The organism is Streptomyces sp. NPDC001194 (assembly GCF_042896985.1).
In the GTDB taxonomy this organism is placed as follows: domain Bacteria; phylum Actinomycetota; class Actinomycetes; order Streptomycetales; family Streptomycetaceae; genus Streptomyces.
The window spans coordinates 84,973-98,160 of record NZ_JBIAXU010000016.1 but is presented as its reverse complement, the minus strand read 5'-3'; the positions used below and the strand labels follow the sequence as shown (position 1 = coordinate 98,160).

Annotated in this window: 11 protein-coding genes; 3 read left to right on the top strand and 8 right to left on the bottom strand. The window is 74.0% G+C overall.

The window, feature by feature from the left end; translation table 11 throughout:
* Nucleotides 1-61: 61 nt before the first annotated feature.
* From ACFY1T_RS26840 to ACFY1T_RS26830, 3 genes are all read right to left on the bottom strand, one after another.
* Complete coding sequence (locus ACFY1T_RS26840) at nucleotides 62-838, bottom strand: sugar phosphate isomerase/epimerase family protein (RefSeq protein WP_390790509.1); 777 nt, start codon at nucleotides 836-838, stop codon at nucleotides 62-64.
* 65 nt (nucleotides 839-903) lie between these two features.
* Nucleotides 904-2,082: a dihydrodipicolinate synthase family protein gene (locus tag ACFY1T_RS26835; RefSeq protein WP_390790439.1), complete on the bottom strand. Its 1,179-nt coding sequence runs from the start codon at nucleotides 2,080-2,082 to the stop codon at nucleotides 904-906.
* Nucleotides 2,079-3,230 (bottom strand): Gfo/Idh/MocA family protein, encoded by a 1,152-nt coding sequence (locus ACFY1T_RS26830; RefSeq protein WP_390790438.1) that lies wholly within the window; start codon nucleotides 3,228-3,230, stop codon nucleotides 2,079-2,081. The genes ACFY1T_RS26835 and ACFY1T_RS26830 overlap by 4 nt, the downstream gene beginning before the upstream one ends.
* Nucleotides 3,231-3,411: 181 nt before the next feature.
* Here ACFY1T_RS26830 and ACFY1T_RS26825 point away from each other — a divergent pair, with 181 nt between their 5' ends.
* Together ACFY1T_RS26825 and ACFY1T_RS26820 are read left to right on the top strand one after the other, a co-directional pair.
* Complete coding sequence (locus tag ACFY1T_RS26825; RefSeq protein ID WP_390790437.1) at nucleotides 3,412-4,488, top strand: LacI family DNA-binding transcriptional regulator; 1,077 nt, start codon at nucleotides 3,412-3,414, stop codon at nucleotides 4,486-4,488.
* Complete coding sequence (locus tag ACFY1T_RS26820; RefSeq protein ID WP_390790436.1) at nucleotides 4,485-5,282, top strand: sugar phosphate isomerase/epimerase family protein; 798 nt, start codon at nucleotides 4,485-4,487, stop codon at nucleotides 5,280-5,282. Before ACFY1T_RS26825 ends, ACFY1T_RS26820 begins: the two co-directional genes overlap by 4 nt.
* Before the next feature lie 113 nt (nucleotides 5,283-5,395).
* On the opposite strand, the gene ACFY1T_RS26815 is transcribed toward ACFY1T_RS26820, so the two are convergent.
* The 5 genes from ACFY1T_RS26815 to ACFY1T_RS26795 all read right to left on the bottom strand — a co-directional run bounded on the left by ACFY1T_RS26815 (nucleotide 5,396) and on the right by ACFY1T_RS26795 (nucleotide 11,141).
* The gene (locus tag ACFY1T_RS26815) at nucleotides 5,396-6,382 is read right to left on the bottom strand and encodes a hydroxyacid dehydrogenase (protein WP_390790508.1); all 987 of its coding nucleotides are present in this window, start codon (nucleotides 6,380-6,382) and stop codon (nucleotides 5,396-5,398) included.
* A gap of 62 nt (nucleotides 6,383-6,444) precedes the next feature.
* Nucleotides 6,445-7,404 carry a carbohydrate ABC transporter permease gene (locus ACFY1T_RS26810; protein ID WP_390790435.1) on the bottom strand — a complete coding sequence of 320 codons (960 nt, stop codon included), beginning with the start codon at nucleotides 7,402-7,404 and terminating at the stop codon, nucleotides 6,445-6,447.
* Nucleotides 7,401-8,249: a carbohydrate ABC transporter permease gene (locus ACFY1T_RS26805; protein ID WP_390790507.1), complete on the bottom strand. Its 849-nt coding sequence runs from the start codon at nucleotides 8,247-8,249 to the stop codon at nucleotides 7,401-7,403. Before ACFY1T_RS26805 ends, ACFY1T_RS26810 begins: the two co-directional genes overlap by 4 nt.
* Before the next feature lie 272 nt (nucleotides 8,250-8,521).
* A complete protein-coding gene (locus ACFY1T_RS26800) occupies nucleotides 8,522-9,847 on the bottom strand; it encodes an ABC transporter substrate-binding protein (RefSeq protein ID WP_390790434.1) in 1,326 nt (441 codons plus the stop codon).
* A gap of 136 nt (nucleotides 9,848-9,983) precedes the next feature.
* Entirely contained in the window at nucleotides 9,984-11,141 is a 1,158-nt protein-coding gene (locus ACFY1T_RS26795) for a substrate-binding domain-containing protein (RefSeq protein WP_390790433.1), read from the bottom strand.
* Nucleotides 11,142-11,327: 186 nt separating this feature from the next.
* On the opposite strand from ACFY1T_RS26795, the gene ACFY1T_RS26790 reads away from it, so the two are divergent.
* Entirely contained in the window at nucleotides 11,328-13,127 is a 1,800-nt protein-coding gene (locus ACFY1T_RS26790; protein WP_390790432.1) for a beta-galactosidase family protein, read from the top strand.
* The last annotated feature ends 61 nt before the right edge of the window (nucleotides 13,128-13,188 follow it).

The following is a 13,188-nucleotide window of genomic DNA, read 5'->3' as shown; positions in this document are numbered from 1 at the left end:
CGCCGGCCCGTCACTTGCCCCACTCGGAAGGGCGCAGGCCACGTGCTTCAGCCCGTGCGCCTCAGGCCACGTGCGCGCGGTAGCGGTCGATCACCTCCCGCAGCACCTCGGCACCGTCTCGCGCCCAGAGCCCCGGATGGAAGATCTCCACCTCCACCGGCCCGCGGTGGCCGGCCGCGTCGGCCAGCTCCCGGAACGCCCGCAGATCGATGCAGCCGTCGCCCAGCTGCCCCCGCCCCAGCAGCACCCCCGCCGGCAGCGGGGTCACCCAGTCGGCCACCTGGACCGACACGATCCGCCCGCCCGCCCCCGCCCGGCGCAGATCGGCGGGCAGCCGCTCGTCCCACCACAGGTGATAGGAGTCGACGACCACCCCCACCTGCTGCGCCGGGAACCGCTCGGCGATGTCCAGGGCCTGGCCGAGCGTGGAGACCACACAGCGGTCCGAGGCGAACATCGGGTGCAGGGGCTCGATCCCCAGCCGTACCCCGTGCGCCTGCGCCCAGGGGGCGAGCTCGCCCAGGACGTCGACGATCCGCCGCCGCGCCCCCACCAGGTCCCGGTCGCCCTCGGGCAGGCCCCCCGAGACCAGGACCAGTACGTCGGCGCCCAGCTCGGCGGCCTCCTCCACGGCCCGGCGGTTGTCCGCGAGGGCCGCCGCCCGCCCCAGCGGATCGGCGGCGGTGAAGAACCCGCCGCGACACAGCGAGCTGACCCGCAGCCCGGCCCCGGCGACCAGCTTCGCCGTCTCGCGCAGCCCGAACTGCCGCACCGGATCCCGCCACAGCCCGACCGCGCCCACCCCCGCCGCGACGCACCCGTCGACCAGCTCGGGCATCGACCACTGCCGGATGGTCTCCTGGTTGAGGCTGAACCGGGCCGGAGCCGGGGCCGCCCCCCGGCTCACGACGCCACCCCGTACACCGCGAGGAGCTGCCGCATCCGTGCCTCGGCTAGCTCCGGATCGGGGAACAGGCCCAGCAGATCGGCCTGTTCGTAGGCGGTGGCCAGATGGGGGAGCGGCCGGGCCGACTGGAGCCCGCCCAGCATCGCGAAGTGCTCCTGGTACCCCGCCAGCCAGGCCAGCAGCACCACCCCGGTCTTGTAGTACCGGGTCGGCGGGGTGAACAGGTGCCGGGACAACGCCACCGTGGGATCCAGCAGGGCGCGGAAACCGGCGGGGTCGTCCCGGTCCAGGGCGAGCCCGGCCCTGGCTGCCAGCGGGGCGATCGGGTCGAAGACGCCCAGCAGCGCATCGCTTCCCGGCTCCCCTCCCCGCTCCCCGGCGATCAGTTCGGGATAGTGGTAGTCGTCGCCCGTGTAGCAGCGCACGCCCGGCGGGAGTCTGCGCCTGATGTCCCTCTCCCGGTCGGCGTCCAGCAGCGAGACCTTGATCCCGTCCACCTTCTCCGGGCAGTCGGCGATCACCTTCAGGAACACCTCGGTGGCCGCGTCGAGATCGGCGTGCCCCCAGTAGCCGGCCAGCGCCGGGTCGAACATCGGGCCCAGCCAGTGCAGTACGACCGGCCGGGCACTCTGCCGCAGCAGCCTCCCGTAGACCTGTGCGTAGTCCTCCGGGCCGCGCGCCGCGGCCGCCAGGGCGCGGGAGGCCATCAACACGGCTCCCGCCCCGCAGGACTCGACATGCGCGAGCTGTTCCTCGTAGGCGGCGGCGATCGCGGTCAACGTGTGCCCGGCGCCCGGGGCGAGCTGGTCGGTGCCGGCGCCGCAGACGATCCGGCCGCCCACCGCCCGGGCCTCGGCGGCCGACCGGCGGATCAGCTCCGCCGCGGCCGGCCAGTCCAGGCCCATCCCGCGCTGCGCCGTGTCCATGGCCTCCGCGACCCCGAGGCCCTGTGCCCACAGCCGGTGCCGGAACGCCAGCGTCGCTTCCCAGTCCACCGCCGGGCCGGCCGGGGAGTCCGGGCCGCCGGCGCAGACGGCGAGCGGATCCGCCACCACGTGCGCGGCCGCATAGAACCTGCGACTGCGCGCCGGACCGCAGACCAGAGGCGTGAGCGGATCGGTACGAGGCCGGTGCAGACGGTGTCCGCCGTCCGCGGCCGGGAGCCGGATGCTCACAGGACCACCTCCGGCACCGGCAGCCGCAGGCCCTCCGCGGAGGACCGCAGCCCCAGCTCGGCGAGCTGCACCCCGCGCGCGCCGGCCAGCAGGTCCCACTGCCAGGGCTCGTCGAGGACGACATGGCGCAGGAACAGTTCCCACTGGGCCTTGAATCCGTTGTCGTACGGGCCGTTGTCCGGGACCTCCTGCCACTGCGCGCGGAAGGCCTCCGTCTGCGGGAGGTCGGGATTCCACACCGGTTTGGGCGTCGTCCCCCGGTGCTGGACGCGGCAGCCGCGCAGCCCGGCGACCGCCGAGCCGTGCGTCCCGTCCACCTGGAACTCCACCAGCTCGTCACGGTGGACCCGCACCGCCCAGGAGGAGTTGATCTGCGCGACGGCGCCGCCCTCCAGCTCGAAGACTCCGTACGCGGCGTCGTCCGCGGTCGCCTCGTACGGTTTGCCCTCCTCGTCCCAGCGGCGCCCGATGTGCGTACGGGCCAGTGCCTGCACCGTGCGGACCCGGCCGAACAGCCCGTGCAGCAGGTACTCCCAGTGCGGGAACATGTCGGCGACGATGCCCCCGCCGTCCTGCGCCCGGTAGTTCCAGGACGGCCGCTGGGCGGGCTGCCAGTCACCCTCGAAGACCCAGTACCCGAACTCCCCGCGCACCGACAGGATCTCGCCGAAGAAGCCGCCTTCGATCAGCCGCTTCAGTTTCAGCAGCCCCGGCAGGAACAGCTTGTCCTGGACGACCCCGTGCTTGACCCCGGCCTCCGCGGCCAGCCGGGCCAGCTCCAGAGAGGAGGCGAAGCTCAGAGCGGTCGGTTTCTCGCAGTAGACGTGCTTGCCCGCCGCCACGGCCTGCCGGACCGCGGCCTCGCGGGCGCCGGTGACCTGCGCGTCGAAGTAGATCTCGACCTCGGGGTCGGCCAGCACGGCCGCCAGGTCCGTGCTCACGTGCTCCAGCCCGTGCTCGTCGGCGATGGCCCGCAGCGCCGGCTCCCGGCGTCCGACCAGCACCGGCTCGGGCCACAGCGACCGGCCGTCGCCGAGGTCCAGGCCGCCCTGCTCGCGCAGGGCGAGCAGCGAGCGGACCAGATGCTGGCGGTATCCCATCCGCCCGGTCACGCCGTTCATGGCGATCTTGATCGTCCTGCGCTCCATGGTGTCCCCTCCTCCATGCCCGTCATCCGATAGAAAGCGCTTTCACTCACATCAGACTAGGGCCGGGAACGACAGCCGCGCAACACTCGTTCGAGTGATGGAAAGCGCTTTCTTAATCCGGCAGCATGGAGGTCCACACCCGGATGAGACGATGGCCCGGGACGAGCAGGAGGGGTGGAAGATGGCGGTGACTCTCGCCGAGGTCGCGGCGCACGCGGGCGTGTCGCCCGCGACGGTCTCGCGGGTGCTCAACGGCGGGTACCCGGTGGCCGGCGGCACGCGGACCCGTGTGGAACAGGCGGTCGAAGAGCTCGGTTACGTGGCCAACGGACCCGCCCGCGCCCTCGCGGCCGCCACCTCCGACCTGGTCGGCGTCCTCGTGCACGACGTGGCGGACAGCTTCTTCGGCATCCTCGCCGGATCCCTTCAGAGCGCCCTCGCGCCGACCGGCCAGGGCGATCCCCGCCGCCTCGCCGTCGTCTGCAACACCGAGGGTGCCCCCGAAGCCGAACTCGCCTACCTCACCCTGCTGGAGGGCCAGCGCGCGGGCGGGGTGGTCCTGACCGGCGGGGCCGTCGAGGAGCCCGGGCACACCGCCGCCCTCGCCGCGCGCGTCACCCGCATGGCGGACGCCGGCGCCCCCGTCGTGCTGTGCGGACGGCCCCCGTTGCCCGTTCCCGCCGCGCTGCCCGTCGCCACCGTCATGTTCGACGACCGGGGCGGCGCCTTCCGCCTCGCCGAGCACCTGCTGTCACTCGGCCACCGGCGCATCGCGTACGTCGCCGGACCGCCGGGGCTGAGCACCACCCGGGAGCGGCTCGGCGGCCACCGCGAGGCGCTGCGCCGGCACGATCCCGCCCTGCCCGAAGCCTGCGAGCCGCTCACGGTGCACGCCGGTTTCGAGCGCTCCGCCGGCTACGACGCCACCCGCGAGCTGCTGCGCCGCGGGGCCCCCTTCACCGCCGTCGCCGCGGCCAACGACACCGTGGCCACCGGAGTGGCCGCGGCCCTGCGCGAGGCCGGCCTGCGCATCCCCGGGGACGTCTCCGTCGCCGGCTTCGACGACCTCCCGGTCTGCGTGGACACCGCCCCGGCCCTCACCACCGTCCGCGTACCGCTGCGCGAGGCCGGCCTGCTCGCCGCCCAGCTGGTCACCGGCCGCAAGCCGTTGCCGCCAGGCGGCATCACCACCCTGCCCACCGAGCTCATGGTGCGCGGTTCCACGGCGCCGCCCCCTCACGAGGGGAGCCGTCCGTGAGGTACGCCTTCTCCACGCTCGGCCTGCCCGGGGCGCCTCTCGGGCGCAGCGCCGCCCTCGCCGCCGCCCACGGCTACGAGGGCCTCGAGCTGCGCGCCCACCCCGAGGAGCCCCTGCACCCCGACAGCCCTCCGGCGGACCGGGCGGCGGGCCTGCGCACCCTCACCGCCGCCGGGGTCGAGGTCCTCGCGGTCGCGGGCTACGCCCGGGTGGCCGCCGCCGGTGCGGACGAGCCCGTCCTCGCCGAGCTGCACGCCCTGGTCCGGCTCGCCGCCGACCTCGAAGCCCCGTACGTCCGGGTGTTCCCCGGAGGCGCCGGGCAGTCGGATGCCGCCGCCGATGCACATGCCGTCCGCAGGCTGGCCGCCGCCGCGCCGTTCGCCGAGCGGCACGGGGTGCGGATCCTCCTCGAGACGCACGACTCGCACCGGACCGCAGCCGCCGCCGCGCGCGTGCTGGACCGGGTCGGGCAGGGCGGCGCGGGGGCGCTGTGGGACGTACTGCACACCTGGCTCGGGGGAGAGTCGCCGGCGCAGTCGCGGCGGGCGCTGGACGGGCACCTGGGCTACGTACAGGTGAAGGACGTGGCATCGGCGCAGGAGCTCACCCCGCTCGGGCTCGGCGCCGGGGTGCTGCCGCTTGCCGAGGCGGTGGCCTCGGCACCGCAGGACGGCTGGCTCTGCTGGGAGTACGAGAAACGCTGGTACCCCGGCGCCGCCGAGCTGCCGGGTCAACTCGCGCGGGGCCGGGCGTACCTGGAGCGGTTGGCGGCCGAGGGCGGGTCCGCGAAGTAGCGCCGGCCGCCGGGAGGTCGGTCCCGCGGCGTTCGGTGCGCCGGGAGTGCGTGCCGGGCGTCGCGGGGCAGGCGGGACTTCGCGGACACACCCGAGGGAGCGGGCGCGCGGGCTCAGGCCGAGTAGGCGAGCCGGCCCCGGTCGACGGCGTAGCGGAAGTCCAGCCCCAGGGCGTACCGCTCCAGCTCCTCGACCGCCGTCGCCGCGAGCCGGTCGAGCTCCCCGCCCAGCGAACCCGCCACGTGCGGGGTGAGCAGCACGTTCGGGAGGTTGTACAGCGGGGACCCGGCGGGCAGCACCTCGGGCTCGGTGTGGTCGAGCACGGCGTGCAGCCGCCCCGCGACCAGCTCCTCGGTCAGCGCCACGGTGTCGACGAGCGATCCCCGCGCGGTGTTGACCAGCGTGGCGCCGTCCGGCATCAGGGCCAGCCGCGCCGCGTCCAGCAGATGAAGGGTCTGCGGGAGCGCGGGGGCGTGCAGGGTCACCACGTCGCTGCGGCGCAGCAGTTCGTCGAGCGCGCAGGACTCGGCGCCCAGCGCGGCGAGGTCGCCGGGGTCGGCGTACGGATCGTGGACGAGCACCCGCAGGTCGAAGGGGCGCAGCAACTCCATCACGCGGCGGCCGATGAGCGAGGCGCCGACGACGCCGACGGTGCGGTGGTAGTTGCCGACGGCCGGGTAGCGGCGCAGCAGGTCGATCGGACCGCGCGCGGCCCGGTACGCGTGCGCGGATTCCAGCACCCGCTTGTTGGCGAACAGGATCGCGGCGAGCGTGTACTCGGCGACCGGCACGGCATTGGCGGCGGCGGCGCTGGACACCAGCAGCCCGCGCTCCCAGCAGGCGTCCGTGACATGCTGTTTGACGCTGCCGGCGGCATGCACCACGGCGCGCAGCCGCGGCATCCGCTCCAGCGCCCGGGCGTCGAGCGGCGGGCAGCCCCAGCCGGTCAGCAGCACTTCGGCGTCCGCCAGACGGCGCCGGAGCTCGGGCTCCTCGTGCTCGAAGCCCGTCAGCAGCAGGTCGGTGTCCACATCGGCGACCCGGACCAGCTCGGGCAGCATGCGGCCGCTGAGGACGGCGGCCCGCGTGCCGGGGCTCATGGCGAGCACGGTGGCGGGGCGGCGCCGGGGGCCGGGGGGCGCGGCGGGGAAGAGGCGGTGCGTCACTTGACGGCTCCTGCGGTGAGACCCGAGCGCCAGAACCGCTGCAGGCCGAGGAAGGCCAGTACCAGCGGGACGACGGCGACGAGTGAACCGGTGATCACCAGGGGATAGAGCTCGGGCTGCTGGTAGACGCTGCGGTTCCACATGAACAGGCCCAGACTGACGGGGTAGAGCCGCTCGTCGTTCAGCATGGTCAGCGCGCCGTAGAAGTTGTTCCAGATCGCCGTGAAGGTGAACAGGAAGATGGTCACAAACCCCGGCCACAGCATCGGGAACGACACGTGCGCGAAGAGCCGCAGTTCACCCGCGCCGTCGACGCGGGCGGCGGCCAGCACCTCGTCGGGGACGTAACCTTCGGCGAACACCCGGGCCAGGTAGACGCCGAACGGGTTCACCAGGGCGGGCACCAGGTACGCCCAGTACGTGTTCACGGCGCCGGCGGCCGAGGCCATCAGGTACAGCGGCAGCTGGAGCACGGTGGCGGGAACGAGGACCCCGGCGAGGACGAAGCCGAAGAGCTTCTCCTTGTGCCGGAACTCGTACGCGTGGAACGCGTGACCGCACGCCACGCTGATGAGGGCGGAGAGGGTGGAGCCGACGACGGTGTAGAGGAGGCTGTTGGCGAGCCAGCGGCCGAAGATGCCGTCGTCGTACGTGAAGACCTCGCCGAGGTTGGTGAAGAGGCTGAAGTCGCCGAAGGCGTAGGGGTCGGTGGCGAAGAGGTCCCGGCGGTTCTTGGTGGCGGCCAGGACCAGCCAGGCCAGGGGCATCAGGGTGTACGCGGCGACGAGGAGGAGGACGGCGTTGACGGCGGTACGGGAGAGCAGGCCGCCGCCGCGCGCCCTGCGGGCCGGGGCCGGGGCCGGTGCCGCGGACTTGGCCGAGGCGGTGGGGGCCGGGGCGGGACCCCGGCCCGGAGCCGCGCCGGCCGCCTCGGCGGCGGCGAGTGGTGCGGTCATGCGGACCTCCAGCGGTTGCCGAGCTTGGTGACGACGTACGAAGCGGCTGCGGCGACCAGGGCGAGGAGCAGCGCGCTCGCGGCCGCCAGCCCGTAGTCGTGGCGTTTGAACGCGGCGCTGAAGACGTACATGGTCGGGGACCAGGACTCGCCCATCTCGGTGGCCCGCAGCTGGAGCAGTTGCGGGGCGTCGAAGAGCTGGACGGCGCCGACGCAGGTGAACAGGACGGTCAGGACGAGGGTGGGCCGGATGCTCGGCACCTTGACCTGGAAGGCGATGCGGATGGCTCCGGCGCCGTCCATGACGGCGGCTTCCAGGGTCTCCCGGGGGACGGCCTGGAGCCCGGCGAAGAAGATGACCATGTTGTAGCCCGTCCACTGCCAGGCCGAGATGTTGACCACCGACAGCAGGGCCTCGTCGCGGCCGAAGAAGTCCCAGGAGATCCCGGCCGAGTCGAGCACGTCGAGGACGGGGCTGAGGCCGGGCGTGTACAGGTAGAGCCAGACCATCGCGGCGATCAGGCCGGGGACCGCGTGCGGCAGGTAGAAGGCGATCTGGAAGAACCGCCGGGCGCGGGCGAGGGCGGAGTCCAGCAGCAGGGCGAGGAGCAGCGCGCCGCCGACCATGACGGGGATGTAGAGCAGGCTGTAGACGGCGACGTGGCGGAACGAGGCGAGGAAGAGGGGATCGGTCAGGGCCTCGGTGTAGTTCCCGATTCCGCTGAAGACCCGCCGGGCTCCGCCGAATCCGAGCCCGGACCGCTCCTCGCGGAAGAGGCTGAGCCAGGCGGCGTACCCGACGGGGGCGACCGTCACGAGCGCGAAGAGGAGGAAGAAGGGTGCCATGAACCCGGCGGCCGCCCCGCCGCCGCCTCCTGCGGCTCGGCCTGCGTGGGCCGGCTGCGCGCGGCGCCGTCCGGCGGCCGTGGAACCAGTGGAACCAGTGGAACGAGAGGAACCAGAGGAACCGGCGGAACCGGTCGAACCGGTCGAACCGCCGCCCGGGCCGGTCGAAGCGCTCAGGCCGGTCGGGTCCGTCAGGCCGCCCGGGCCGGCCACGCCGGTCGAACCGCCGGGGCCGGCCAGGTCCGCGGCGTCGGCGGAGTCGGTGCGCGGCATCAGCCGGCCAGGCCCAGGCCGCGGTCCTTGATGGCCTTCTCGGCGGCCGACTGCCCCTCGCTCAGGGCCTTGACCAGGTCGGGGCCGGTCGCGTTCTGCGCCGCATTGACCTGGAGGTGGACCGGGCCCCAGGTCCAGCCGGGCACGATGGTCGCCGCGGCCGCGCCGGCGAGGCCGTACGGGTCCTGCCCCTCGAAGTACGCCGTGTCGAACAGCTTCGCGGCCTCGGCCCGCATCTCGGCATTGGCCGGCAGGGCGCTGCTCGGCGACTTCAGGGAGCTGAGCCGCGCCTTGACGGCCTCCGGGTCGGTGGTGACCCACGCGATGAACTCCGCCGCTGCCTTGGTCTGCTTGCTGCCCTTCGGCACGATGTACGAGGTGCCTCCGTACATGCCGGTGGCGGGCTTGCCGTCCCAGGTCGGCAGCGGGGCTATGCCCCACTTCCCCTTGAGGTCGGGGTAGTTCGCCAGGAAGGTGCCCGCCGTCCACGCCGCGCCGATGACGGTGGCGACCTGCCCGGACGAGCGTTCCTTCGCCTCGCCCTCACCCCACAGGGGGGTCTTCGACACCACCCCGGAGGCCATCAGGCCGTTCCAGTACTCCGCCACCCTCTTCGAGGCGGGGTCGTTGATCGCGACCTTCCACTTCTCGCCCTCGGTGCCGTACCACCGGGCGCCCGCCTGCCAGGAGAGGCCCGCGAGCACCGCCGGGTCGCCGCCGCCGAGGTTCGTGATCCTGACCGCCGGGTCGGCCCGGTGGATCTTCTCCGCGGCCGCCTTGTACTCCTCCCACGTCTTCGGCACGGCCACCCCGTGCTTCTCGAAGACGTCCTTCCGGTAGAAGAGCTCGAGCGGGGTGACGTCGAAGGGCACGGCCCAGGTCTTCCCGCCCAGCTTGACCAGGGACTGGACCGCTTCCGGGAACTTCTCCGAGACGAGCTTCCCGGAAGTTGCGCTCAGGTCCTCCAGGTTGCCGCCGCTCGCGAACTCCGGGAGCGCCGAGTAGTCCATCGTCGCGACGTCGGGCGCGTTGCCGCCCTTGACGGCGTTGGCCAGCTTCGCCGCCCCGTCCGGCCCGCCCGGCACCGCCGAGAACCGCACCCGGACGTTCGGGTGCGTCTTGTTGAACGCGTCGGCCGTCTGCTGGGCCCCCGCGGACGAGGACCAGTAGGTGATGGTGACCGGCTGTTCCGGCGAGCCGCCGGCCGCCGCGGACCCGCCCGGCTCCGCCTCCCCGCCGCACGCGGTGGCGAGCAGGGCCAGGGAGGCGACCGAGACGGTCAGGGCGAACCGGGGCATGCGGGAGGAACGGAAGCTGCGCGACATGGAGTGGCTCCTACGGACGACCGCGGACGGCGGCGGATGGGAGAACGCGGCCCATCTTTTGCACGAACACGCACACCGTCAAGAGCGAACGCACAACTCGATCGAAATGATCGCCCAGCGCATTGCTTCCTGTTCCTTACGAGCGGATCGTCAACCGCGGGAGCAGCTCCACGTGCTGCCGCGGGCCCTCACCGTCGCCCGTGGCGCCGCGCGGCGCCGTCAGCCGGTCCAGCAGCAGCCCCGCCGCCCGCGCCCCCACCTCGCGCTTGGCCGGCGCCACCGCCGAGAGCGGTACGTCGGCCAGTCCCGCCACCTCGTCGTCGTACGTGATCACCGCGAGGTCCTCCGGTACCCGCACCCCGCGCGCCTGCAGCCTCGGGATCAGCATGATCGCGTCGGTGTCGCTGTGGACCAGCGCGGCGCTCACCCCGCCCGCCGTCACCGCCTCGCACAGGTAGTCCAGCGTCCGCGCGAACAGATCGGCGTCCGAGAGCGGGTCCGGCCCGGCCGCCGGCCACGGCGGCGCCGGCTCCAGGCCGAGCGCGGCCACCGCCGCCTCGTACCCGGCCCGCAGCCGCGGCGTCGTCGGCGTCGCACGGCTGGCCAGGGCGATCCGCCGGTGCCCCCGATCCACCAGGTGCTGCACCGCCGTCGCCGCTCCGTGCGCGTGGTCGGAGGCCACCCGGTCCAGCGCCGCCGCCGGATGCCCCGGCGGGGCCCAGCGCTCCACCAGCACCGTCGGAACCGGCAGCTCCGCGGTCCACGCCCCCTCGCCGGGGCCGGGCGAACCGGCATCCCAGTTCGGGGTGAGCAGCAGCCCGTCCGCCCCGGTGGACAGCAGCCGGTCCGCCTGCGTCCGGTCCTCGCCCGGCAGGTACCGGGTCAGTCCCACGGTCAGCCGCGCCCCGTGCGCCTCGACCACCTCACGGGCCCCGCGGACGACGTCGGCGTAGTAGTACTCCGTCGTCGGCACCACCATCCCGACCACCAGCCCCTCGGCAGCCGCCGCGCCCGCCCGGCCCCCGGCCGGGCCCGCCGTCGACGCGGCCACCGGCCCCGCCGACGGCGCCGACCCCCGCTCCGCCGCCGCGCCGCCCGGACGACCGCTCTCCACCCGGCTGATCACCCCGTGCATCCGGTGGATCTCGCCCCGGGCCGCCATCGCCTCGATGTCGCGCCGCAGGGTGACCGGCGAGACGCCCAGCTCCCGCGCCAGGTCCGCCACGCGCACGCTGCCCCGCGCCCGGACGAGCGCGAGCACCTGCGCCTGCCGCTGGTCCACATGTGGTCTCAAGGTTTCCCTACCCCCTGCGGTCTTCGACGGCATCCCTGTCCGCGCCGTGTCCCGCCATCATAGAGAACCGAACCGATCGATTCGATCGTTTCCGATCAACCGGTCATTGACGGCGTGCCGCCGCGTTCATATATTCGGCGGCGTCCCGCACCTCACGGCATCACGACCTCTCTCGGGAGTCAGCGCATGCTCACGTACGACCAGGACGGATTCCGGCGAGCAGGACGCCCCCACCGCATCGTCTCGGGGGCCCTGCACTACTTCCGGGTCCATCCGGACCTGTGGGAGGACCGGCTGCGGCGGCTGCGCGCCCTCGGTGCCAACACGGTCGACACGTACGTCCCGTGGAACTTCCACGAGAGCGCCCCCGGGAAGGCCGACTTCACCGGCCCGCGCGACCTCGGACGCTTCCTGCGCACCGCCCGGGACCTCGGCCTCGACGCCATCGTCCGCCCCGGCCCCTACATCTGCGCCGAATGGGATTTCGGCGGGCTGCCCGCCCGGCTCCTCGCCGTCGACGGCCTCCGCCTGCGCTGCTCGGACCCGCGCTTCGAGGCCGAGGTCGACGGCTGGTTCGACCTCGTCGCCCCCGAGCTGCTGCCCCTGCTCGCGAGCCGCGGCGGCCCGGTCGTCGCCGTCCAGATCGAGAACGAGTACGGCTCGTACGGCAACGACACGCGCTACCGGGCCCACGTGGAACGGGCCCTGGTGGAACGCGGAGTGGACTGCCTCCTGTTCACCGCCGACGGGCCCGAGGACGCCATGCTCCAAGGCGGCACGCTCCCCGGCCGGCTCGCCACCGCCACCTTCGGCGCGCGGCCCGCCGAACGCCTCGCCCACCTGCGCCGCTACCAGCGGACCGGCCCGCTCGCCGCCATGGAGTTCTGGATCGGCTGGTTCGACCACTGGGGCGAGGACCACCACGTCCGCGCCGTCGAGGACGCGGCGCGCTCCCTCGACGAACTCCTCGCCACCGGCGCCTCCGTCAACCTCTACATGGCCCACGGCGGCACCAACTTCGGCTTCTGGGCCGGCGCCAACCACACCGGATCCCGCCCCGGCGACCCCGGCTACCAGCCCACCGTCACCAGCTACGACTACGACGCCCCCATCGGCGAGGCCGGCGAACTCACCCCGAAGTTCCACGCGTTCCGCGAGGTCATCGGGAAGTACGCGCCCCTGCCCGACGGCCCGCTGCCCGAGCCGCCGCCCCGCATCACTCCGGCCCTCGCCGTCCCCGCCGGCACCGCCCCGCTCATGGACCACCTCGACGTGCTCGGCGGGGAACCCGTCCTGCGCCCGGCGCCCGAGCCGATGGAGAAGCTGGGCCAGTCCCACGGGCTGATCCACTACCGCACCACCGTCACCGGGCCGCGCCCCGCCATGCCCGTCCGGATCGACGGCCTCGGCGACCGGGCGTACGTGTCCGCCGACGGCGAGCCCCTCGGCATCCTCGACCGCAATCGCCCGGACGAGGGGCTCGACCTGGCCGTCGGAGAGGGGGGAGTCGTCCTCGACGTCCTCGTCCGGGCCCAGGGCCGGGTCAACTACGGCCCGCTCCTCGACGACCGCAAGGGCATCTGGCGCGGTGTCCGCCACGGCCACCAGCAGCTGTTCGAGTGGGAGATCCGGCCGCTCCCGCTCACCGACCTGGCCGGCCTCCGCTGGTCGCCGCAGACCGGGGACGCACCACGGGACACGGGCCGACCGGCCTTCCACCGCTTCACCCACGCCCTCCCGGGCGCCCCCGCCGACGGATTCCTCGACGTCGGCGGCTGGGGCACCGGCCTCGTCTGGCTCAACGGCTTCCTCCTGGGCCACTACGACACCCCCCGTGGCCCGCAGCGCACGCTCTACGCCCCCGCGCCCCTCTGGCGGACCGGCCGGAACGAGATCGTCCTCCTCGAACTGGAGCGCCCCGGCGCCGACCTGCCGCTGCGCGACGCCCCCGACCTCGGCCGCCCCACCGTCGTCACCCTCGAGTGAACCGGCGCGCCCGCCGATCCCGGCGAACCCCCGCGCACGCTCCCGACCTTCCCCTGAGAGA